General features: G+C 74.3%; 19 protein-coding genes. 8 read left to right on the forward strand and 11 right to left on the reverse strand.

Annotated features, from left to right (window positions below; genetic code table 11):
• Positions 1-7 precede the first annotated feature (7 nt).
• The gene (locus ACZ6Z8_RS16895) at positions 8-346 is read right to left on the reverse strand and encodes an ArsR/SmtB family transcription factor (RefSeq protein ID WP_465610400.1); all 339 of its coding nucleotides are present in this window, start codon (positions 344-346) and stop codon (positions 8-10) included.
• Between the two features lie 130 nt (positions 347-476).
• Here ACZ6Z8_RS16895 and ACZ6Z8_RS16900 point away from each other — a divergent pair, with 130 nt between their 5' ends.
• Positions 477-2,033, forward strand: coding sequence for an MFS transporter (locus ACZ6Z8_RS16900; RefSeq protein WP_465610401.1), 1,557 nt, complete (start codon positions 477-479; stop codon positions 2,031-2,033).
• A 64-nt stretch (positions 2,034-2,097) separates the two neighbouring features.
• Here ACZ6Z8_RS16900 and ACZ6Z8_RS16905 read toward each other — a convergent pair whose 3' ends face one another.
• Positions 2,098-3,069, reverse strand: coding sequence for a DUF4331 family protein (locus ACZ6Z8_RS16905; protein ID WP_465610403.1), 972 nt, complete (start codon positions 3,067-3,069; stop codon positions 2,098-2,100).
• A 192-nt stretch (positions 3,070-3,261) separates the two neighbouring features.
• Between ACZ6Z8_RS16905 and ACZ6Z8_RS16910 the strand changes: the two genes are divergently transcribed.
• Together ACZ6Z8_RS16910 and ACZ6Z8_RS16915 are read left to right on the forward strand one after the other, a co-directional pair.
• Entirely contained in the window at positions 3,262-3,624 is a 363-nt protein-coding gene (locus tag ACZ6Z8_RS16910; RefSeq protein WP_465610405.1) for a hypothetical protein, read from the forward strand.
• Positions 3,625-3,871: 247 nt separating this feature from the next.
• Positions 3,872-5,095 (forward strand): alpha/beta hydrolase family protein, encoded by a 1,224-nt coding sequence (locus ACZ6Z8_RS16915; RefSeq protein WP_465610407.1) that lies wholly within the window; start codon positions 3,872-3,874, stop codon positions 5,093-5,095.
• Positions 5,096-5,163: 68 nt separating this feature from the next.
• Here the strand turns inward: ACZ6Z8_RS16915 and ACZ6Z8_RS16920 are convergent, their stop codons facing one another.
• Positions 5,164-5,892, reverse strand: coding sequence for a hypothetical protein (locus ACZ6Z8_RS16920; protein WP_465610409.1), 729 nt, complete (start codon positions 5,890-5,892; stop codon positions 5,164-5,166).
• A 234-nt stretch (positions 5,893-6,126) separates the two neighbouring features.
• Positions 6,127-8,169 (reverse strand): oxidoreductase, encoded by a 2,043-nt coding sequence (locus ACZ6Z8_RS16925; RefSeq protein ID WP_465610411.1) that lies wholly within the window; start codon positions 8,167-8,169, stop codon positions 6,127-6,129.
• Positions 8,170-8,384: 215 nt separating this feature from the next.
• Between ACZ6Z8_RS16925 and ACZ6Z8_RS16930 the strand changes: the two genes are divergently transcribed.
• A complete protein-coding gene (locus ACZ6Z8_RS16930; protein ID WP_465610413.1) occupies positions 8,385-9,695 on the forward strand; it encodes an FAD binding domain-containing protein in 1,311 nt (436 codons plus the stop codon).
• A 57-nt stretch (positions 9,696-9,752) separates the two neighbouring features.
• Here the strand turns inward: ACZ6Z8_RS16930 and ACZ6Z8_RS16935 are convergent, their stop codons facing one another.
• Complete coding sequence (locus ACZ6Z8_RS16935) at positions 9,753-10,328, reverse strand: TerD family protein (protein WP_355672404.1); 576 nt, start codon at positions 10,326-10,328, stop codon at positions 9,753-9,755.
• Between the two features lie 261 nt (positions 10,329-10,589).
• On the opposite strand from ACZ6Z8_RS16935, the gene ACZ6Z8_RS16940 reads away from it, so the two are divergent.
• Positions 10,590-10,883, forward strand: coding sequence for a hypothetical protein (locus ACZ6Z8_RS16940; RefSeq protein ID WP_465610415.1), 294 nt, complete (start codon positions 10,590-10,592; stop codon positions 10,881-10,883).
• 99 nt (positions 10,884-10,982) lie between these two features.
• Here ACZ6Z8_RS16940 and ACZ6Z8_RS16945 read toward each other — a convergent pair whose 3' ends face one another.
• Both ACZ6Z8_RS16945 and ACZ6Z8_RS16950 read right to left on the reverse strand, forming a co-directional pair.
• Positions 10,983-12,539: a glycerol-3-phosphate dehydrogenase/oxidase gene (locus ACZ6Z8_RS16945; RefSeq protein WP_465610416.1), complete on the reverse strand. Its 1,557-nt coding sequence runs from the start codon at positions 12,537-12,539 to the stop codon at positions 10,983-10,985.
• Positions 12,536-13,126, reverse strand: a complete 591-nt coding sequence (locus tag ACZ6Z8_RS16950; protein ID WP_465610417.1) for a TetR/AcrR family transcriptional regulator — start codon at positions 13,124-13,126, stop codon at positions 12,536-12,538. Before ACZ6Z8_RS16950 ends, ACZ6Z8_RS16945 begins: the two co-directional genes overlap by 4 nt.
• A 20-nt stretch (positions 13,127-13,146) precedes the next feature.
• Here ACZ6Z8_RS16950 and ACZ6Z8_RS16955 point away from each other — a divergent pair, with 20 nt between their 5' ends.
• Both ACZ6Z8_RS16955 and ACZ6Z8_RS16960 read left to right on the forward strand, forming a co-directional pair.
• Entirely contained in the window at positions 13,147-14,769 is a 1,623-nt protein-coding gene (locus ACZ6Z8_RS16955) for an FAD-binding oxidoreductase (RefSeq protein ID WP_465610419.1), read from the forward strand.
• Positions 14,766-15,674, forward strand: a complete 909-nt coding sequence (locus tag ACZ6Z8_RS16960; RefSeq protein WP_465610421.1) for a diacylglycerol kinase — start codon at positions 14,766-14,768, stop codon at positions 15,672-15,674. The genes ACZ6Z8_RS16955 and ACZ6Z8_RS16960 overlap by 4 nt, the downstream gene beginning before the upstream one ends.
• 77 nt (positions 15,675-15,751) lie before the next feature.
• On the opposite strand, the gene ACZ6Z8_RS16965 is transcribed toward ACZ6Z8_RS16960, so the two are convergent.
• Genes ACZ6Z8_RS16965 through ACZ6Z8_RS16975 form a run of 3 tightly spaced genes read right to left on the reverse strand, consistent with a single transcriptional unit; the run spans position 15,752 to position 17,578 of the window.
• Positions 15,752-16,210, reverse strand: a complete 459-nt coding sequence (locus ACZ6Z8_RS16965; protein ID WP_465610423.1) for a hypothetical protein — start codon at positions 16,208-16,210, stop codon at positions 15,752-15,754.
• Between the two features lie 37 nt (positions 16,211-16,247).
• Positions 16,248-17,165 (reverse strand): DUF6891 domain-containing protein, encoded by a 918-nt coding sequence (locus ACZ6Z8_RS16970; protein ID WP_465610425.1) that lies wholly within the window; start codon positions 17,163-17,165, stop codon positions 16,248-16,250.
• 50 nt (positions 17,166-17,215) lie between these two features.
• Positions 17,216-17,578: a DUF6193 family natural product biosynthesis protein gene (locus tag ACZ6Z8_RS16975; RefSeq protein ID WP_465610427.1), complete on the reverse strand. Its 363-nt coding sequence runs from the start codon at positions 17,576-17,578 to the stop codon at positions 17,216-17,218.
• Between the two features lie 294 nt (positions 17,579-17,872).
• On the opposite strand from ACZ6Z8_RS16975, the gene ACZ6Z8_RS16980 reads away from it, so the two are divergent.
• The gene (locus tag ACZ6Z8_RS16980) at positions 17,873-19,057 is read left to right on the forward strand and encodes a Cmx/CmrA family chloramphenicol efflux MFS transporter (protein ID WP_465610429.1); all 1,185 of its coding nucleotides are present in this window, start codon (positions 17,873-17,875) and stop codon (positions 19,055-19,057) included.
• A gap of 311 nt (positions 19,058-19,368) precedes the next feature.
• Here ACZ6Z8_RS16980 and ACZ6Z8_RS16985 read toward each other — a convergent pair whose 3' ends face one another.
• Positions 19,369-20,727: a DUF2252 domain-containing protein gene (locus ACZ6Z8_RS16985; RefSeq protein ID WP_465610431.1), complete on the reverse strand. Its 1,359-nt coding sequence runs from the start codon at positions 20,725-20,727 to the stop codon at positions 19,369-19,371.
• Positions 20,728-20,754: the final 27 nt, after the last annotated feature.

Raw genomic sequence — 20,754 nt, forward strand, 5'->3', positions numbered from 1 at the left:
CAATCATTCACCGCTCATGGGCCGGGTCGGCTGAGGGGATCTCGGCGCGCAGCAGGTCGAGGAGGCCCGGGAAGCGGGTGTCGAGGTCGGCGCGGCGCAGGGTGGCGGCGCGGCTGTTGCCGCGGTCGACCTGGCGGACCAGGCCGGATTCGCGCAGCACGCGGAAGTGGTGGGTGAGGGTGGATTTGGAGACGGGGAGGTTGAAGGAGGCGCAGGTGCGGGCGGTGCCGTCGGCCTCGCGGAGCAGGGCGGTGACGACCCCGTAGCGCAGGGGGTCGGCGAGGGCGCTCATCACGGTGCGCAGGTCGAGTTCGTCGACGGCGGGGTGGCCTTCTTCGTCGGGCATCGGTGCCGGTCCTCCCTGGGCGGGGCAGAGGTATGGGTTGCATCGTACCTCGGTGCCATGGCAGCTTAAGGTTCGATCAAACCCGTACCTGGCCATGCCCTGGCCGGTCCGAGCCTGGAGTGCTGCCCTCATGAGCCCAGCAAGCACGATCCCGCGCACCACGGAGGACACTCGACGGAGCCCCGGCCGCACGCTCACCCTCGCGGCCGTCCTGCTCGCGGTGTTCGTCGTCCCGATGTCCATCTCCGGCACCGCCGTCGCGCTCCCCGACATCGGCGGCAGCACCCACGCGGGCCTGGCCCCGCTGCAGTGGGTGGTGAACGCCTTCAACGTCGCGTTCGCCTGCTTCACCCTGGTCTGGGGCTCGGTCGCCGACGTCGTCGGCCGGGTGAAGGCCTTCGCGGCCGGGGTGGTGCTCTACGCCGCCGGTTCGCTCGCCGGCGTCGTCGCCACCGACGTGCTCCTGCTCGACGCCGCCCGCGCGCTGACCGGGATCGGCGGGGCGGCGATCTTCTCCTGCGGGGCCGCGATCCTCTCCACCGTCTTCGACGGCCCCGACCGGGCCAGGGCCTTCGCCCTGTTCGGCACCGTCGCGGGCATCGGCGTCGCCGTCGGCCCCTCGCTGGCCGGCGCGCTGGTGCAGGGGCTCGGCTGGCGCTGGGTGTTCGCGGCGCACGCCGTCGCGCTCGCCGTGGTGCTGCTCGCGCTGCCCGCCCTCTCCCGCGCCGTGCCGCCGCAGGCCGGCGGCGGTCGGCTCGACGTCCCCGGCAGCGCGCTGTTCGTGCTCGCCATGGTGCTGCTGACCACCGCCATCGTCCAGGGTTCCCAGTGGGGTTGGGGCAGTGCGGGGGTGCTCGGCCTGCTGGCGGGGGCCGTCGCCGCGCTCGCCGTCTTCGCCGCCGTCGAGCGGCGCAGCGCCCATCCGATGCTCGACCTGAGCCTGCTGCGCGAGCGCCGCTTCGTCGGCCTGTGCCTCGTCCCGGTCGCCGCCTCCTTCGGCTTCGTCACCCTGCTCACCTACCTGCCGAGCTACCTGACCGCCGTCACCGGCCGGGACACCGGCACGGCCGGTCTGCTGATGCTGCTGCTGACCGCCCCGGTGCTGGTCTGCCCGATGCTCGCCGCCGGGCTGGTCGGCCGCGGCGTGCGCCCGCTCACCCTGATCTTCCTGAGCCTGGCCTGCCTGCTGCTCGGCGACCTGGCGCTCACCGTGCTCTCCCCCTCGGTGGGGGTGGTGGTCCTCGCCGCCCCGATGCTGGTCACCGGCGCGGGGATGGGGCTGTCCGCCGGGCTGGTCGACGGCCAGGCGCTGGCGCTGGTCGACCCGGCCAAGGCGGGCATGGCGGCGGGCTTCCTCAACACCCTGCGCCTGGGCAGCGAGGCGGTGGCCGTCGCGGTGTACGGCTCGGCGCTGGCCACCGTGCTCGGGCGGCGGGTCGGCGACGGCGTCGACGGGTTCCCGGGGGCCACCGACGCCGCACGGGTCGCCGATCGGGCGGCCGGGGGCGAGCTCACCGGCGCCGCCGCGCTCTCGGGCGCGACCGACCGTACGGGCTTCGCCGACTTCCTCGCCCGCGCCTACGACTCCGCCTTCCACTCGGTGCTCTGGGGCCTGGCGGCCGTCGGCCTGCTGCTGGTCGCGGTGATCGCGGTGCTGCTGCGCGCTGAGCGGAAGTCCGCCGCCTGAGCGGACGCGACCGGCCCGGCGCGGGACATCGCAGCCGGGACGGTCAACTCCACTGCCAGCAGCCCTACTTGACGGGATGCGGGTGCCCGAGGTACGGGAAGGCCGGGAGCAGGTCGGTGTGCGGGCCGATGTGGTCGCTGGTGATCTTGCCGCCGGAGACCATGGTGAGCCGGACCGAGGTCACGTCGTCCACCAGGGTGCGGCCGTTGGGGTATCCGGCGGGGCGGGAACGGTCGTAGCGGAGGATGTCCGGCAGGACCAGCTTCAGCGTCTCGGTGGCGGCCTCGGTGGTGTAGTCGCCGGTGTGCTGGAGGACGGCCGTCCAGGCCTCGCGATAGGTGTCCCAGTCGTCGGCGGGCTCGCCCGCGTTGTACGCGTCCTTCACCTCCTCGACGTTGAAGTACGCGGTGAGCGACGGGTGGGCACCCCGGTCGACGGAGACCAGCTGACCGTCCTGCCGCAGGCTCACCCGGCCCCAGACGCCGATGGTCGGCTCCGGGCCGAGGTCGGCGTCCGGGACTTCGAGTGCGATGCCGAAGACGTTGGCGTCCGCCATCGCGTCCTTGCCGGTCCAGCTGAAGTCGTTGACGATGCCTTCGAGATCGGCGAAGAACGGGTCGCTGCGCAGGCCGACGGACAGTTTGCGGCCGTTCGCCTCGATCACGTCGGGCGCGTCGCCGAACGCCACCGGGGCGTCGGAGAACAGCACGTCGCCGGTCGGTTCGTGCTTCCGGGCCGCGCTGCCGGTGGACCGGTGGACGGTGACGCGCTGCGCGCCGGAGCCGCGCTCGGGGGCGGAGAAGGTGAACGAGTAGGCCACATCGGCCTGGTGGTCGCCGTCGCTGTCGACGTTGATCCGGTAGACGGCGTCGGGGTGGAACTCGGCGGCCCGGGTGGGCGCGTACGGGTTGACGTTCAGGATCAGGACGGTGCGGTCGGGCGCGTCGGCCGCCGGGAAGGCGAACAGATCGGTCATGTCGAGGCGGGCGTCGCCGCGCGGGGAGCGGAGGTTGGGGCCGCTGAGGTGATGGGACATGGGATTTTTGGTAGCAGGCGGAGCCCGCCCCGGCCGCACCGACACACCCGCTCGCCGCCGCGGCGACCCGCTGGGCCCCGGCGGCGCGCCGCAGCTTCACCCGCACGAGTGATTGCAACGCTCCGCATACTGACCGACACTCGGAGTATTCGGAGAGCTCTTGAGGCTCTCCCGGCGCAAGGAGTTGCCGCCATGACCGCAACCGAATCCTCCGCCTCCGAGATCCCGCAGATCGCGGACCACTCCCAGCCCACCGTCCACAGCGAGAACCTCGCGAGCATCGGCGGCAACGTCGGCGCCGTCTGGCGCGCCTGGTGGACGTGGACCCCGGCGCACGGGATCTTCAACCTCCAGCTCCCGTGGAACGTCATCGGGGTCAACTCGACCGTCGTCATCACCGCCTCCGAGATCGACTCCAACGGGAACCGCTTCGTCGGCGCCGCCGCCTTCCAGGTGTCGAGCATCGCCCCCGGCAACGGCGTCGTGACCTTCAAGATCAACATCGACTGGGGCAGCTCGCTGCCGATGCGCACCGACGTCGTGGTCTTCAACTGACCTGACGCGCAAGGCCGGAGAACCCTCCGGCACCCGAAGCCCGGGCCCGCGGAACCCACCGCGCACCCGGGCTTCCACACGTCCCGCTTCCGCACGCCCCGCTTGCGCACGCCCCGCTTGCGCACGTCCCGCTTCCACCGGGCGCGCATCAGCCCCGGGATGTAAACCCGTGGACCAATGCGGGCGGGCGGGAGATCAACCGGCGGGCCGATGTCCGGCTCCCGGGCCGCGTGACAGCGTTCGGCGCATGGACACCACGCCGTTCACCAGCCCCAACGAACTGACCCGTCGTCGCATGCTGGGAGCCGCCCTGGTCTTGGGCGCCGCCGCCCCGCTCGGCCTGGCCTCCACCGCCCGGGCGGACGCCCCCTCCCCCGCCCCGACGCCCGCGCCCGGGTCCGGGCGGCTCACCCTGCCCGCGCCCACCGGCCCGCACCGCGTCGGCACGATCGCCCTGCACCTGCGTGACACCTCCCGGCCGGACCCGTTCGCCGGGGCCGGCCGCTACCGCGAGCTGATGGCGAGCGTCTGGTACCCCGCCCGGCGGGCCGACGAGCTGCCGCTCGCGCCCTGGATGAGCGACGGCGCCATGAAGGCCTACCTGGACGACCTCGGTTTCAAGCTCCCGCCCTCCGCCACCCCGCTCACCGCGGCCCGCCTGGGCGCGCCCGTCCACCGCACCGGGCACCGGCTGCCCGTCGTCGTCTACTCGCACGGCGCCCACGCCCACCGGGCCATCAACACCGTCACCGTCCAGGAACTCGCCAGCCACGGCTACGTCGTGGTCACCGTCGACCACACCTGGGACGCCTTCACCGAGTTCCCCGACGGCCGCGTCCTCACCCCCTGGATCGAGGGCGCGCCCAATCTGGGCCCGCGGGACTACGCCGCCGACGCCCGCTTCGTGCTGGACTGCGTCGAGGACATCGCCGCCGGGCGCAACCCCGATGTCGACGGCAAGCCCCTGCCCGAGGGCCTGCTCGGCGCCCCCGACCCGCTCGACATCGGCATGTTCGGCTGGTCGAAGGGCGGCTCGGCCACCGCCGCCGCCATGATGGCCGACCGCCGCGTCCGGGCCGGTCTCGCGATCGACGGGCCGATGCAGGGGATCACCGTCACCGACCTCGACCGCCCGTTCCTGATGCTGACCGCCGAGTTCGGCCGCGACCAGGACCGGGAGGCCGCCACCTTCTGGAACCACCTGCGCGGCTGGCGGCTCAACATCCAGGCCGACGGCGTCCGCCACAGCTCGTACTCCGACGCCTCGCCGCTGATGCCGCAGGTGGCCGCGCTCCTCGGCCTGCCCGAACAGCAGGTCCAGCAGATGGTCGGCACCCTCCCCGCCGACCGCTCGGTCCGCATCCAGCAGGCTTACCCGCTCGCCTTCTTCGACCTCCACCTCCGCCACCGCCGCGGCTCCCTCCTCGACGGCCCGTCGCCGCGCTTCCCGGAGGTCAGGTTCCTGCCGTAGCACGCAGGACGGGCGGCCGCCACGGGGGTGCGGCCGCCCGTCCTCCTTCCCGCCCGATGCCGCCGGCCTCAGACGGACATGTCCTGGGCGGCGGAGGCGGTGGGTGGGGTGGTGCTGCCGGCGGTGGTGCCGAGGGTGCGTTCGACCTTGGCGACGGCGGTGCGGTAATGCATGGAGGCGGTCTGGGCGTCGGCGGACTGGCGCTGGAAGAAGCCGTAGACCATGCCGACGGTGCCGAAGCGTTCGATGCCGACGAAGGCGTTGAGCTGGACGCCGGCGAGGGTGCCGTCGAGGCGGACGGCGGGGGCGTCCTGGCGGTCGCCGAGGGTGACGGGGGTGACGGTGAAGGTCACCGAGTCCTCGGTGCCGGCGTTGAAGGTGATGGTGTGGCAGTTCCTGAACGCGTCGGTGGCGGTGTTGAAGTCGCTGGTGAGCCTGGACTGGTCCTCGGCCGTGAGGGACTCGGTCACCATCGGGTTGCCGTCGGGGCCGTCGAGTTCGGTCTCGGCGTGCGGGGTCGCGGGGCCGGGAGCGGTGGGGTGCATGTTGATCAGGGCGCTGAGCGCGTCGCAGCCGGTGACCGGCGTCGGGTCGGCGCTCGGGCTGGGGCTCTCGGTGGCCGGCGCCTCGGTGTAGTCCGGGCCGAGGTCGTTCACGCCGAGCAGCGCCGACTTCAGCTGGTCGGCGGAGGGGAGCGGCGGAGCCGGGTCGGCAGCGGCGGCGCCCGCCGGGCCCACGGTGGCCGCCGCGAGCAGGACCGCGGCGGTGAGGGCGCGGAGAGACCTCGGGAGGGACATGCTGGCCCCCGGTCGAGAGTTCGGGCAGGGACAGGACACCAGTCTCCCACCGGGGGCCGGGCGGGGCGCGCGGGCGGGCATCGTCGCAGGTCAGCGCCGACGATGCGGACGGACGATGCGGACGGACGGCGCGGACGGACGGCGCGGAGGGGGCAGCGGTCGGGGCAGCGGTCGGGGCCCGCAGCGCGCGGCTGCGGGCCCCGGTGCGCCGGGTAGCCCCCCGGCTGCCCGACGTCAGATGGTCGCGGCCAGTTCCGTGCCCTGCTTGATGGCCCGCTTGGCGTCCAGTTCGGCCGCCACGTCCGCGCCGCCGATCACGTGCACGGACAGGCCGCGCTCGCGCAGCGCCTGGTCGAGGTCGCGGCGCGGTTCCTGACCGGTGCAGAGCACCACGGTGTCCACGGGCAGGAGTTGGCGCTCGCCGTCGACGGTGAAGTGCAGCCCGGCGTCGTCGATCAGGTCGTACGTCGCGCCGGCGACCATGGTGACGCCGCGGTGCTTGAGCTCGGTGCGGTGGATCCAGCCGGTGGTCTTGCCGAGTCCGGCGCCGACCTTGCTGGTCTTGCGCTGCAGCAGGTGGACGCTGCGCGGGGGCGTCGGCCGCTCGGGTGCACGCAGGCCGCCGCGCTCGCGGTACTCCGCGTCGATGCCCCACTTCGCCTGGAACACCGGCGGGTTGAGGCTCGCCTCGTCGCCCTGGTCGGTGAGGAACTCGGCCACGTCGAAGCCGATCCCGCCCGCGCCGAGGATGGCGACCCGCTCGCCGACGGGTGCGCCGTCGCGCAGCACGTCCAGGTAGCCGAGCACGCTGGGGTGGTCGATTCCCGGGATGTCGGAGGGAGTTCGGGGGGTGACGCCGGTCGCGAGGACGATCTCGTCGTGCCCCGCCCCGGCGAGCTGCTCGGCGGTCGCCAGGGCGCCGAGCCGCAGCGTGACGTCCAACTCGGCCAGCCGGGTGCGGAAGTAGCGCAGCGTCTCGTTGAACTCCTCCTTGCCGGGGATGCGCCGGGCGATGTTCAGCTGTCCGCCGACGCTGTCGGCGGCGTCGTACAGGGTGACGGCGTGGCCGCGTTCGGCGGCGGAGACGGCGAAGGCGAGGCCGGCCGGCCCGGCACCGACGACGCCGATGTCCTTGCGCAACTTGGTGGGGGCCAGGACGAGTTCGGTCTCGTGGCAGGCACGCGGGTTGACCAGGCAGGAGGTGATCTGGAGGTTGAAGGTGTGGTCCAGGCAGGCCTGGTTGCAGCCGATGCAGGTGTTGATCGAGTCGGCGCGGTCCTCGCGCGCCTTGGCCACGAAGTCGGCGTCGGCGAGCAGCGGACGGGCCATCGAGACCAGGTCGGCGTTGCCCTCGGCGAGCAACTGCTCGGCGATCTCGGGGGTGTTGATGCGGTTGGTGGTGACCAGCGGGATGCCGACCTTGCCCATCACCCGCTTGGTGACCCAGGCGAAGGCGCCGCGCGGCACGGAGGTGGCGATGGTGGGAATGCGCGCCTCGTGCCAGCCGATGCCGGTGTTGATGATGCTGGCCCCGGCGGCCTCGACGGCTTGGGCGAGCTGGACGACCTCGTCCAGGGTGGAGCCGCCGGGGACCAGGTCGAGCATGGAGAGCCGGTAGACGATGATGAAGTCCTCGCCGACCCGCTCGCGGACCCGGCGGACGATCTCCACCGGGAAGCGCATCCGCCGCTCGTACGGGCCGCCCCACTCGTCCTCGCGGCGGTTGGTCGCGGCGACGATGAACTCGTTGATCAGGTAGCCCTCGGAGCCCATGATCTCGACGCCGTCGTAGCCCGCCCGGCGGGCGAGTTCGGCGCAGCGGGCGAAGTCCTCGACGGTCTGCTCGACCTGCTCGGCGGTGAGCTCGTTGGGCACGAAGGGGCTGATCGGGGCCTGGAGGGCGCTGGGAGCGACCAGGTCGCGGTGGTACGCGTAGCGGCCGAAGTGCAGGATCTGCAGGGCGATCTTCCCGCCGGCGGCGTGCACGGCGTCGGTGACCACCCGGTGCTCGTCGGCCTCCTCCTCGGTGGTCAGCATCGCGCCGCCCTCCCAGGGGCGCCCGGCCTCGTTGGGGGCGATGCCGCCGGTGACGATCAGGCCGACGCCGCCGCGCGCGCGTTCGGCGTAGAAGGCGGCCATCCGCTCGTAGCCGCCGGGAGCCTCCTCCAGGCCGACGTGCATCGAGCCCATGATCACCCGGTTGGGCAGGGTGGTGAAGCCGAGGTCGAGCGGGCTGAGCAGGTGCGGGTAGCGGCTACTGCCGGGGGTCGCACTCATCGACGTCTCCTGAGGGGGCGGTCGGTGGGAGTTGTCTCCCGGATTGTTACCGCAGGGTAGGGGACGGCCACCTCGCTATGCAACTAGTTGCATAGGTTTTGCCCGGCGAGGATGCCCGTACCGGCCGCGCGCCCCGGTCCGGCGGCGTATCGTCGTGCCCGACAACGCCGGAATCGCGGGCTCGGGGAGAGGGGGCGGCGGTGCGGGGTGGCTCGGTGGCCGTGGTCGGGGGCAGCATCGCCGGGAGCGCGTTCGCCGGGGCGGCGGCCCGGCTCGGCGCGGAACGGGTCGTGGTGCTGGAACGCAGCCCCGGCCGGCTGGAGGACCGCGGACTCGGGATCTGCACCCACAACGACCGCTTCGCCGAACTGGTCGACGCCGGCCATCTCGCCCCCGACACCCGCCGCCACCGGCTCACCGTGCGCAGCTGGGTCACCCGGGAGCCCTCCGGCCACGGCGACGGCCCGGGCGGCGACACCCGGGGGCGCGGGCGGCTGCTCTGGGCCCAGCCCTTCCCCTTCCACTCCCACCACTGGGCGGTGCTCTGGCAGGCCCTGCGCGAGAGCGCGCCCGCGGCGGTGGAGTACCGGCTGGGCACGACCGTCACGGCCGTCGGCAACGACGGCGGTGTGAACGGCGGCGACGACGGCGGTGAGAACGGCGACGACGGGGGCGGCCGAGGCCACGGGAGCACCGGCGCCTGGGTCGAGGAGGCCGACGGCACCCGCACCTCGTACGACCTGGTGATCGGTGCGGACGGCTACCGGTCGGTGGTCCGCGCCGCCGTCTGCCCCCAGGCCGTGCCCGAGTACGCCGGGTACGTGTGCTGGCGCGGCAGCTTCGACTCCGCGCTGCTGGCCGAACTGCCCGGCGGCGCCGGGGTCTGGCCGGAGGAGGAGTGCATCACCGTCTGCTACCGCGGCGGCCAGGTGGTGATCTACCGCATCCCGGGACTCACCCCCGGCACCACCCAGGTGAACTGGGTCTTCTACGCGCCCACCCCGGACTGGCTGCTACTGGACGGCCCGACCGCCGTCGCCGCGGGTGCCCTCAGCGACCAACAGCTGGACGGCATGAGGGAGTTCGCCGAACGGCAGCTGCCGCCGTACTGGGCCGGCGTGATCGCGCTGACCCCGCGCGAACGGACCCTGCTGCAGCCCGTCTACGACCTGGCGACCCCGCACCGTACCGCCGGGCGGCTGCTCATCGGCGGCGACGCGGCGACCGTCGTCCGCCCGCACAACACCAGCGGCGCGGTGAAGGCCCTCCAGGACGCGCACTCCTTCGAGCAGGCCGGACGGCGCCTCGGCGGCGGCTCGTGGTCACCCCTGCTGGCCGCCTACGACCGCGAACGGACGGCGGCCGGGCTGGAGTTGGTAAACCTGGGCCGGACCCTTGGCCGGGCGCAGGTCACCGCGGCGCCGGACTGGGCGGCCATGGGCGAGCCCGCGATGGCCGCCTGGTGGCGGGACCAGCTCACCGGCAGCGGCGGCTTCGGCGGGCACGCGATCGCGCGGAGCAGGTGAGGCGGACACGCGAACGGGCGGACCGGCCGAGCCGGTCCGCCCGTTGAGCCGGGTGGCTCAGACGTTCACGCCGTAGTCGGTGGCGATGCCGCGCAGGCCGGAGGCGTAACCCTGCCCGATCGCGCGGAACTTCCACTCGGCGCCGTTGCGGTACAGCTCACCGAAGACCATCGCGGTCTCGGTCGAGGCGTCCTCGCTCAGGTCGTAGCGGGCGATCTCCTGCCCGTTGGCCTGGTTGACGATCCGGATGAAGGCGTTGCGGACCTGGCCGAAGTTCTGCAGCCGGGCGTCGGCGTCGTAGATCGAGACCGGGAAGACCACCTTGGCGACGTCGGCCGGCACCCGGGCCAGGTCGACCTTGATCTGCTCGTCGTCGCCGTCGCCGCCACCGGTCAGGTTGTCGCCGCTGTGCTCGACCGAACCCTCCGGGCTGCGGAGGTTGTTGAAGAAGACGAAGTGCTGGTCCGAGACCACCTTGCCGAGCGCGTTGCACAGCAGCGCACTGGCGTCCAGGTCGTAGTCGGCCCCGGTGGTGGTGCGCACGTCCCAGCCGAGGCCAACGATCACGGCGCTCAGACCGGGCGCCTCCTTGCTCAGCGAGACGTTGCCGCCCTTGGCCAGCGAAACTCCCACAATGCCCTCCTCGGATCTCTCCCTGCGGACGAATCTACAGCACTGTAGAGATCACGAGAATCCGCCTGCGGGCGGGGCCCGCCCCGGGGATTTCTCAGGGACGGGGAGGGGAACCGATCACCCCCGGCCCGGATCCAGGCTCCCGGCTCCCGATCCCGGCGCACACCGATCACCGTACCGCCGGGGGCGCCGCGCAGGTAAGGCCGCCCTAGACTGGCGGTGGATCCCCTGGCCCGTCCCGAGGCTTCGCGGGAGGTTCCCATGCGCCAGCGGTACAGCTTCCACCTCGACCGGAGCGGGCACTCGGTCGCCGTGAACGTCCGCTCCGGCTGGATCACCGAGACCGAGCTGCTGGTGGACGGCAAGGAGTGCGCCTTCCACCGCGTCCACGGCCACGGCAGCTACCCGCTGACGCTGTCCGGGCAGTTCGCCGAGGAACCGCCGCGCCCGCTGTCCGTACGGCTGGACCGCACGGGCCTCCCGGAGCACCCGCTGACCTGCGTGCTGGAACTGGCGGGCGCCGAGCACCCGATGCCGGAACGCACCGCGCGCTGACACGTCACTCCTGCCCTGCGGGAGTCGCAGGCGCCGCGAGCACGAGGGCCGGTACGGCGGATCGCCGTACCGGCCCTCGTCACGGTCACGCCGTTGCCGCTACTGGGCCGCCGACTCCGCGACGATCTCCTCGACCGCCTGCCGGGCCCGCTCGGCGTCCTCCGCCACCAAGCCGATCCTGGTGCGGCGGTCGAGGACGTCGGCGGCGTCCAGCGCGCCCTCGTGGGTGAGCGCATAGGCGACCTCGGCGCGGGTCACGTCCAGGCCCTCCGCCAGCGGCGTCAACTCCCCCGCTGCCAGCACCTCGTGGGCCGCGCCGCCGTGCCGGGCGAGCAGCGCGGCGGGCACCCCGCCGGCCGGGGCCGGGCGGCTGTCACGGTGGCCGGGGGCGCCGACCAGCGGCAGCCGGGCCGTCCAGCAGGTCCGGGCGGGCAGACCGTGCAGCCGGACGGCGGCGTCCACCGCGTCCTCGGCCATCCGCCGGTAGGTGGTGAGCTTGCCGCCGACCACGGTGATCATCCCGGACGGGGACTCCAGCACCGCGTGCTCGCGGGAGATGTCGGCGGTGCTGCCGCCCCCGGTGTCGATCAGCGGGCGGAGCCCGGCGTAGGCGCCGCGGACGTCCGCTCTGGTCAGCGCGGTGGCGAGGGCGGCGTTGACGGTGTCCAGGAGGAAGGTCAGCTCGGCGTCGGTCGGCTGCGGCTCGTCCGGGACGGGGCCCGGGGCGTCCTCGTCGGTCAGCCCGATCGCCACCCGGCCGAGCTGCTGCGGCAGCGCGAAGACGAAGCGGCTGGTGGAGCCGGGGACGGGCACGGTGAGCGCGGCCACCGGGTGGCCGAGCCTCGCGGCGTCCACCAGCAGGTGGGTGCCGCGGCTGGGCCTCAGCGTGATCGAGGTGTCCACCTCGCCCGCCCACACCCCGGTGGCGTTGACGACCGCGCCCGCGGTGACGGTCAGCTCCTGGCCGCTCAGCGCGTCCACCAACCGGGCGGACGTCCCGGTCACCTCCCGCGCCCGCACCCTGGTCAGCACGCTCGCCCCGTACTGCGCGGCGGTGCGCGCCAGGGCGACCACCAGCCGCGCGTCGTCGACGAGTTGGCCGTCGTGGGCGACCAGCGCCCCGCGCAGCCCGTCCGTCCGCACGGCCGGGACCAGTTGGCGCGTCCGGGCCGCGTCGATCCGGCGCACCCGGGGCAGCAGGGCCCCCGGCGTTCCGGCGCTCAGCCGCAGCGCGTCCCCGGCGTGGAAGCCCGCCCGGATCAGCGAGGCCTGGCCCGGGCGCAGCAGGTCCGGGAGCAGCGGCACCAGTTGGGGCAGCGCGCGGATCAGGTGCGGGGCGGTGCGGGTCATCAGCACGTCACGCTCGACGGCGCTCTCCCGGGCCACCTTCACCCGCCCGGAGGCGAGGTAGCGCAGGCCGCCGTGCACCAGTTTGGAGCTCCAGCGGCTGGTGCCGAAGGCGAGGTCGCGGGTCTCGACCAGGACGGTCCGCAGGCCGCGGGCGGCGGCGTCCAGCGCCACCCCGGCGCCGGTGACGCCGCCGCCGATCACCAGCAGGTCGACGCGCGGGTCGTCGGCGAGCGCGTCGAGCTCGATCGCTCGGCGCCGGGCGTCGAGTCGGGTGGTTCCGGCGTACGGTCCTGCGGTGGGCGTCATGGCGCGAGGTATCCGTTCAGCGCTCTGGCCAGTTCACGCCGCCAGGCCGACTCGGGCAGCAGGGAGGCGACCATGCGGTGCGACTGGACGGTGGACTGGGCGATCAGCAGGACCATCGCGGCCAGCTCGGTCGGCTCGCCGGCCCGGATCGAGCCCACGGCCTGCCCCTGCTCGATGCCGGTGCGCAGCGCCTCCAGCAGGCCGCGCTGGCTGGCGCCGAGCCGCTCGACCACGTACTGGAGCAGCAGGTCGGAGTCGTCGGAGTGGAGCAGCGCGCCGATCACCGGGTGGTCGCGCAGCCGTACGGCGACCTCGACGACCCGGTCCACGAAGGTCTCCCGGTCGTGCACCTCCAGCGAGGTGTCCTCCAGGGTGGCCAGGATCTCGCGGGTGAGCAGCGCGCCGATCACCGCCTGGACGTCCGGCCAGCGCCGGTAGACGGTCGGGCGGCTGACCCCGGCGCGGCGCGCGATCTCGGCCAACTGGGTGCGGCGGACGCCGAGGTGGACGACGAGGTCGGCGGCGGCGTCCAGGATCGCGTCGTCGGTGCTGCGCGGCGCTCCGGCCGTGGCGTTACTACTTGACATGATGTGTGAAACTGTAACGCATGGCACCTGAGACGCAAGCAGGGGCAGCCGACGCCGCGCTGCCGCTCCCCCCGATGAAGTGGGACGCCTGGGGCGACCCGGCCCTCGCCAAGGAGCTGTCCGCCGACATCAAGGGACTGCTCGCCGCCGCCCTCGGTGTCACCGGCGACGCCGCGCCCGGGCCGAGCGCCGCCGAGGTCGTGCTGCGCCCCTCCCGGATCACCGCCGACGCCCTCAAGGCGCTGGCCGCCGCCGTCGGCGCGGCGCACGTCAGTGCCGCCGACGGCGACCGCCTGCCCCGGGCCGGCGGCAAGTCCACCCCCGACCTGCTGCGCCGCCGCAGCCGCGAGCCCCAGGACGCGCCGGACGCCGTGGTCGTGCCCGGCGACGAGGCCGAGATCGCCGCCGTCCTGGCCGTGTGCGCCGAACGCCGGATCGCCGTCGTGCCGTTCGGCGGCGGCACCAGCGTGGTCGGCGGCCTGGACCCCGAACGCGGTTCGTTCGAGGCCGTCGTCTCGCTCGACCTGCGCCGGCTCGACTCCCTCCACGCGCTCGACGAGACCTCCGGCGAGGCCGTCCTCGGCGCCGGACTCACCGGCCCCGCCGCGGAGGCGCTGCTCGCCGAACGCGGCTGGGAACTCGGCCACTACCCGCAGAGCTTCCGGTTCGCCACCATCGGCGGCTTCGCGGCCACCCGCTCCTCCGGCCAGGACTCCGCCGGCTACGGGCGCTTCGACGAGATGGTCCGAGGCCTGCGCGTGGTCACCCCCGCCGGGACACTCGAACTCGGCCGCGGCCCCGCCTCTGCCGCCGGCCCCGACCTGCGCCAGCTCTTCCTCGGCTCCGAGGGCACCCTCGGCGTGATCACCGCCGTCCGCCTGCGGGTCCACCCGCTGCCCGCCGTCAAGGCCTACGAGGCGTGGAGCTTCCCCGACTTCGCCACCGGGACGGCGGCGCTGCGCGCCGTCGAGCAGCAGGGCACCGGCCCGACCGTCATCCGGCTCTCCGACGAGGCCGAGACCATGGTCAACCTCGCCATGACCGAGCAGATCGGCGGCTCCCCGGCGGTCAGCGGCTGCCTGGCCGTCACCGTCTTCGAGGGCGACGCCGAGCAGGTCGCCGCCCGGCACGACCTCACCCGCGAGGCGCTGCTCGCGGCCGGCGGCACCTCGCTCGGCGAGGCGCCCGCCCGGGCCTGGGAGCACGGCCGGTTCAGCGCCCCCTACCTGCGCGACTCGCTGCTCAACGCGGGCGCGCTGTGCGAAACCCTGGAGACGGCGGCCGGTTGGAGCGACCTCGCCCGGCTCCGCGCCGCCGTCACCGAGGCCCTGACCGGCGCCCTGCCCGGCGCGCTCGTCCTGTGCCACATCTCGCACGTCTACCCGACCGGCGCCTCGCTCTACTTCACCGTCGTCGCCGCCCTCGGCGAGGACCCGCTCACCCAGTGGGGCGCCGCCAAGCGGGCCGCCGGCGACGCCATCGTCGGCGCGGGCGGCACCATCACCCACCACCACGCCGTCGGCGTCGACCACCGGCCCTGGATGACCGAGGAGATCGGCGACCTGGGCGTGCGCATCCTGCGCGCCGTCAAGGCCGAGCTCGACCCGGCGGGCATCCTCAACCCCGGCAAGCTGATCCCGTGACCGGCCCGAGAACCGTCCGCAGGGTCGCCGTTCTCACCAACCCGGCGGCGGGCACCGGCCACGCCCAACCCGCCGCCCACCGGGCCGTCGCCCGGCTGCGCGCTCTCGGCGTCGAGGTCGAACCGCAGGCCGGGCGCTCCGCCGACGACGCCGTCCGCCTCGCCCGCGAGGCGGCGGCCGGCGGGGCGGACGCGGTGGTGGTGGTCGGCGGCGACGGCATGATCAACCTCGCCCTCCAGGCCCTCGCCGACGGCACCGTCCCGCTCGGCGTCATACCGGCCGGCACCGGCAACGACCACGCCCGCGAGTACGGGCTGCCGCTCGGCGACCCCGAGGCCGCCGCCGACGTCATCGCCGCCGGACGCACCCGCACCGTCGACCTCGGCCGGATCACCGGCCCGGACGGCGCCGTCCGCTGGTACGGCTCGGTCCTCGCCACCGGCTTCGACTCCCTGGTCAGCGACCGCGCCAACCGACTGCGCTGGCCCCGCGGCCGGATGCGCTACAACCTCGCCATCCTCGCCGAGTTCGCCAACCTGCGGCCCCTGCCGTTCCGGATCACCCTCGCCGACGGCACCGTCGTCGAACGCGAACTCACCCTCGCCGCCGTCGGCAACACCCGCAGCTACGGCGGCGGCATGCTGATCAGCCCCGCGGCCCTCCCGGACGACGGCCTGCTCGACCTCACCCTGGTCGACGCGATGCCCCGCCTGCGGATCGCCCGCTTCTTCCCCACCCTCTTCAAGGGCACCCACATCGACCACCCCGAGGTCACCACGCTCCGCACCGAATCCCTGCGGATCGAGTCCCCGGGCATCACCGCCTACGCCGACGGGGAGTTCATCACCGCCCTCCCGGTCGAGGTCACGGTCAGGCGGGAGGCACTGCGACTGCTGGTGCCCTGAGCCGGTCCCCGGGCGGCGGCGGCCGCTCGGGGGCCTCCGCCCCGCCCGGATCCCCGTCACGCGGGACGGGGAGGATGTCACAGGTGCGCCCTGATCTGCCGCACCGGGTGGCCGAGCGCGGCGGCCACCGCCGCCAACTGCCCTTCGGTGAACCAGGGTTGGGCGGGGTTCCAGACCTCCAGCTCGAACCGGGCGAAGCCGCACGGCCAGTCGTACTCCAGCGCGTCCAGCGTCGTCGCCGCCCCGCAGCAGGGCGCCGTCACGGCGAGCGTGGCGAAACCGTCATCGGCGCGCTCCTCCAGCAGAGCGCCCCACCACCCCAGGGCGATCGAGCCACCGCAGTGCGGGCAGCCGATCCGCTCCAGGTTGTCCCCGCAGTCGACCGCCGTCGTCCGCTCGTGCCAGGTGACCTCCAGCTCGGCGTCCTCGTCCTCCCCCAGCAGCTCGGCCAGCACCGCTCGCGCCCGCGCCGCGGCGACCGGCTCGGGCTGCCAGGAGGGGTCGGTCGGGATCACCGACAGCACGTCATCGCTCATCGCCGGGAACCTCCGCGACCCGTCCGCCCGCCCGGCCTCATCCGACCAGCCGGCGGCGCCAGAGCAGCGGCCGTATCTCGATCGCGTCCGACGGGTCGCCGCTCCAGACCGTCGGCAGACCGACGGCCGTGAGGGCGGCGACGACCTCCGCACCGACCGCCGTGGTGGTCGCGGGTGAGCCGTCGAAGCCACCGTAGAGCAGGCTCAGACCGTGCCCGGCGGCGGCGGACTCGGTGCACTGGGAGTGGAAGTAGACGAAGCCCCGGGCCTCCGGCTCCCCGGCCGCACCGATCTCGGCCTGCCCGCAGGAGCGGCAGCAGCTGAAGTCCTCGCGCGCCGTGATGCCGCTCCCCTCCAGGGCGGCGAAGGCACGGGCGAGGCGCTCCGGATCCGTCTCGCCGACCCAGCCGCTCTGCACGCCGACCCGCTCCAGCCAGAGCCGGTCGGCGAGTTGCTCGGCCTGCGACCGGGAGAGCGGGCGGCGCTCGCCCGACACCAGGTACTCCTCCGCCTGCTCGGCGAGCTGCGCCCGGTTGGTGTAACCGCAGGCCAGGGTCAGCCGCAGCCGGTCCTCCAACTGCCGCCGTTCGTCCGCCTCCAGCACCAGCGGGGGCACCGGCTCCGGATCGGGCCCGAAGTCCATCGGCGCCCACGCCAGCCCGTCGCCCCAGCCCGGTTCGTACCGCGCCCACCCCGTCATCGCCGCGACCACCGCCTCGGGCCCGTCCACCCGCACCTCGAAGTGCCGGGCGGCGGTGCCGTCGCGGTGCTCCAGCGTGTAGTCGCCACCGTCCTTGTGCCACACCTGGATGTAGACGTCCGGCAGGTCCGGTGTCCGCTGCACGACGAGGAAGGAGTCGGCCCCCGCGCCGATGCGCCGGACCAGCCCCGCCAGTTCCTCGGCGGTCACCCTCAGGTGCCGCGCGTCGTTCGTCTGCACCGCGATCGCCAGCATGCCGTCACCCTCGCACACGCCACCGACAACCCGCCGGGCGCCCAGGCGCTTCAGGCCCGGTGCTCCCGCAGCCGGACGACCAGGTAGGCAACGGCTTCCGCCGGGTCGTCCGTCTCCAACAGCTCCGCGACGTCCCGCCCGTGCCGTTCGAGCACGGTGAAGCCGGTGCCCCAGGCCACGATGCCGGGAATTCCCTCGCTGCCCCAGACCCGCCAGTCCGCCGAGTGGGAGACGCTCAGGCAGGCCATGGCGGTCCACGGGAACAGCGCCCGCAGCACCGGCTCGGCAGCGGCCGTCTCGATCAGACGGCTCATGGCACGCGAGTGTTCGTCGCGCGACTCCGAGGACCGCGCCCAGTCGATCCGCGCCCGCCACTCCTCGGCCACTTCGGCGGCGAACGTCGCGTCGTCCATGGGCATCGAACCTCCTTGTGGGAAAGCCTAGGTGACGCACTCCCCGGACGAGCGGAAAACCGGGTGCTTCGGGGGCGGAAGGTCCGGTAGCGTCCGGGGCATGTCGAGTCCTGAGGCGAACAGGGTGGGGGCTTTCGGTCACGCCGTCCGCCCCCTGAACCACTGATCCGCTCCTGACGATCCGACCGTGGGCCCGGGAAGGGCCGGTCGGGCGGGCAGGTGTGCCCGCGGGGGCCGGCCGCGATGACGAGACGGACGTTCGTGTCCCGATTCCCGTCCTCCCGGAGTCTTTCGATGCCTCTTCCGCTCTATCTGCTCGCCCTGGCCGTCTTCGCCATGGGCACCTCGGAGTTCATGCTCGCCGGCCTGCTGCCGGCCCTCGCCGCCGACCTCGGTGTCCCCCTCGGGGCCGCGGGCGGTCTCACCTCGGCGTTCGCGCTCGGGATGGTGGTCGGCGCCCCGCTGATGGCCGTCCTCGCGCGGAACCGGCCGGGGCGCGGCAGTCTGCTCGGGTTCGTCCTGCTGTTCGCGGCGGCCCATGTCGTGGGGGCGGTCACCGGGAGCTTCCCGGTCCTGCTGGCGAGCCGTGTCGTCGCCGCCCTCGCCGACGCGGGCTTCCTGGCCGTCGCACTGAGCACCGCCACCGCGCTGGTCCCGCCGGACCGCAAGGGGCGGGCGCTCGGCGTGCTGCTGTCGGGCACGACACTGGCCACGGTCGCCGGGGTCCCCGGCGGGTCGGTGCTGGGCGCGCTGTTCGGCTGGCGCGCCGCCTTCTGGGCCGTGGCCGCGCTCTGCCTGCCCGCCGCCGTCGGCATCGCCAGGGGCCTGCCCGCCGCCCCGGCCACCCCCGGGGCGTCCGGGGCGTCCGGGGCAGCCGGGGCAGCCGGGATATCCGGTGCCCCCGCCCTGGGCGCCGAGTTCGGCCAGTTGCGCCGCCCCCGGCTGCTCCGCGCGATGCTGCTCGCCGCGCTCGTGAACGCGGCGACCTTCGGCGGCTTCACCTTCCTCGCCCCGCTCGTGACCGGGGCCGCTGGACCGGGCGGGCCGTGGGTCCCGGTCGCCCTGGTGCTGTTCGGCGCCGGGTCCTTCGCCGGCGTGACGGCCGCCGGCCGGCTGGCGGACCGCCGCCCCGGCCTGGTCGTCACCGTGGCCGGGCCACTGCTGCTGCTCGGCTGGCCGCTGCTCGCCCTCACCGCCGGCCGGCCGGCCGCCCTGTTCGCCCTGGTGTTCCTGCTCGGCGCGCTGTCCTTCGCCGTCGGCGGCACGCTGATCACCCGGGTCCTGTACGAGGCAGCCGGCGCACCCACCCTCGCCGGCGCCTACGCGACGGCCGCCCTCAACGCGGGTGCCACGGTGGGCCCGCTGGTCGCCGCGACGACGATCGGCACCGCGGCCGGCGCCCTCGGGCCCGCCTGCGCCGCCGGGGCCCTGGTCGCGGCGGCACTGCTGATCGCCGCCGCCCGGCCCGGGGCCGACTGAGGCCCCGCCGCAGCACCCTGGCCGACCGCACCACCTGTTCCGAACGGCCCATTCCCCGACGGGAATTGTCCGACCGCTGCGCCCCTCCGAGGATGGGGCGCAGCGTGACCGACCGGGCCCCCAGGGAGTCGACGATGACCACCAGTGCCCAGCAACTCGCCGACCGCTACGCGGCGTTGTGGACGGAACCGGACCCCGGAGCGCGCCGGAAGGCGATCGAACGGCTGTGGACCGAGGACGGCGTGCGGGCTCTCCGGGTAGGCGGGGGCGTAACCGGGGCCGGTACGAGCAGTTGGAGCGGCTGGCGGAGCTCACACGCCCCGGGTCGCGGTGATCCGCCCGGACTCGATCGCCTCGATCAGCTCCCGGTGGTCGGCCGCCGTACGGTCCGCGTAGCGCAGTGCGAAGTCGGCGACGGCCTCGGCGAAGGTGTCGGCGGCGCCCAGGTAGCCGGCCACGGCCAGGCGGTCGCCGGTGCGGGCGTGGGCCCGGGCGAGGGCGCGCCCGCACAGGTCGGCGTAGGCGCGCAGGCCGGAGGGGGTCAGCGTCCCGACCTCCACCGCGCCCTTCATGTCGCGCAGTTGGCGGCCGTAGAAGTGCCGCCCGGCGGGACCGGTGGTCCACCCGAGGAAGATGTCGCTGGCGGCCTGCATCAGGTGCTGCCCGGTGACCACCCGCCGTCCGCCGTGGTGGACGGCGACCTCGGCGTCCACCCGGGTGGGCGGCAGGTGGTCCTCCAGCACCGACCGGCCGGCCTCCTTGAGCTGGAGGAACAGCGGGTCGCGGATGTCCCGGCCCTCCAGCAGGACGATGTAGCAGCGGGTGCCGACGCTGCCCACGCCGACCACCTTCATCGCGGCGTCCACGAAGCGGTGGCGGTCGAGCAGGACCCGCCGGTCCTCGGCCAGGCTGGCCCGGTAGTCGCTGAACACCTGCCCCAGGCTGCGCAGTTCGCTCCTCGACAGCTCCTCGACCAGCGGCGGCGCGCTGATGATCCGCCGCCGCCCGTCCCGTTCCTCGGTGAGCTTGCCGAGGGCCTGCAGACCGGTGCGCCGCCGGGCGTGGGCGAGCTCGCCCTCGACGGCCTTGCGCCGCTTGGTCTTCCGGATCAGCGGGAGCAGCTCGGCGGTGTCGATCCGGCTGTACCAGACGTCGAGTTCGCCGAGCCCGGCCAGCCTTCGCATCGCGCTCGCGTAGCCCTGGACGGCGGCCCGGGCGGCGCGCCGGGCACGCCCGTCGTCCTGGCCGCTGTCGCGGGCGGCGACCGCGACGCTGGCGGCGAGGCGCTTGACGTCCCATTCGAAGGGGCCTGGGTAGGTCTCGTCGAAGTCGTTGACGTCGAAGAGCAGCGCGCGCTCCGGCGACGCGTACATCCCGAAGTTCACCAGGTGGGCGTCACCGCAGAGTTGGACGGTCAGTCCGGTGTCGGGGAAGGCCGCGAGGTCGGCGGCCATCACGGCGGCGGCGCCGCGCAGGTAGCTGAACGGGCTGTCGGCCATCCGCCCGTACCGGATCGGCAGCAGCCGGGCGACCCGGTCCGCGCCCTGCGCCTCCAGTACGCCGAGCGGGTCGGGCCGGTCCGCGGCGGGGATCCACCGGCCGTGCTCGGAGCGGGAGACGCGCTCCCGGGCGGCCCGCCCGGTGCGGCGGCGTTCGGCGGGGGTGGTCATGCGGCGGCTCCGTCCGTCACCAGGCGA

The sequence above is a fragment of the Kitasatospora sp. NPDC101108 genome (assembly GCF_055584725.1).

Bases quoted from the DNA above. Each gene is read 5' to 3' on its own strand.
- ACZ6Z8_RS16900 (WP_465610401.1), top strand. From the start codon at position 477: ATGAGCCCAGCAAGCACGATCCCGCGCACCACGGAGGACACTCGACGG.
- ACZ6Z8_RS16895 (WP_465610400.1), bottom strand. From the start codon at position 346: ATGCCCGACGAAGAAGGCCACCCCGCCGTCGACGAACTCGACCTGCGC.
- ACZ6Z8_RS16925 (WP_465610411.1), bottom strand. From the start codon at position 8,169: ATGAGTGCGACCCCCGGCAGTAGCCGCTACCCGCACCTGCTCAGCCCG.
- ACZ6Z8_RS16980 (WP_465610429.1), top strand. From the start codon at position 17,873: ATGCCTCTTCCGCTCTATCTGCTCGCCCTGGCCGTCTTCGCCATGGGC.
- ACZ6Z8_RS16920 (WP_465610409.1), bottom strand. From the start codon at position 5,892: ATGTCCCTCCCGAGGTCTCTCCGCGCCCTCACCGCCGCGGTCCTGCTC.
- ACZ6Z8_RS16955 (WP_465610419.1), top strand. From the start codon at position 13,147: ATGGCACCTGAGACGCAAGCAGGGGCAGCCGACGCCGCGCTGCCGCTC.
- ACZ6Z8_RS16965 (WP_465610423.1), bottom strand. From the start codon at position 16,210: ATGAGCGATGACGTGCTGTCGGTGATCCCGACCGACCCCTCCTGGCAG.
- ACZ6Z8_RS16945 (WP_465610416.1), bottom strand. From the start codon at position 12,539: ATGACGCCCACCGCAGGACCGTACGCCGGAACCACCCGACTCGACGCC.
- ACZ6Z8_RS16940 (WP_465610415.1), top strand. From the start codon at position 10,590: ATGCGCCAGCGGTACAGCTTCCACCTCGACCGGAGCGGGCACTCGGTC.
- ACZ6Z8_RS16910 (WP_465610405.1), top strand. From the start codon at position 3,262: ATGACCGCAACCGAATCCTCCGCCTCCGAGATCCCGCAGATCGCGGAC.
- ACZ6Z8_RS16905 (WP_465610403.1), bottom strand. From the start codon at position 3,069: ATGTCCCATCACCTCAGCGGCCCCAACCTCCGCTCCCCGCGCGGCGAC.
- ACZ6Z8_RS16970 (WP_465610425.1), bottom strand. From the start codon at position 17,165: ATGCTGGCGATCGCGGTGCAGACGAACGACGCGCGGCACCTGAGGGTG.
- ACZ6Z8_RS16950 (WP_465610417.1), bottom strand. From the start codon at position 13,126: ATGTCAAGTAGTAACGCCACGGCCGGAGCGCCGCGCAGCACCGACGAC.
- ACZ6Z8_RS16975 (WP_465610427.1), bottom strand. From the start codon at position 17,578: ATGGACGACGCGACGTTCGCCGCCGAAGTGGCCGAGGAGTGGCGGGCG.
- ACZ6Z8_RS16915 (WP_465610407.1), top strand. From the start codon at position 3,872: ATGGACACCACGCCGTTCACCAGCCCCAACGAACTGACCCGTCGTCGC.
- ACZ6Z8_RS16985 (WP_465610431.1), bottom strand. From the start codon at position 20,727: ATGACCACCCCCGCCGAACGCCGCCGCACCGGGCGGGCCGCCCGGGAG.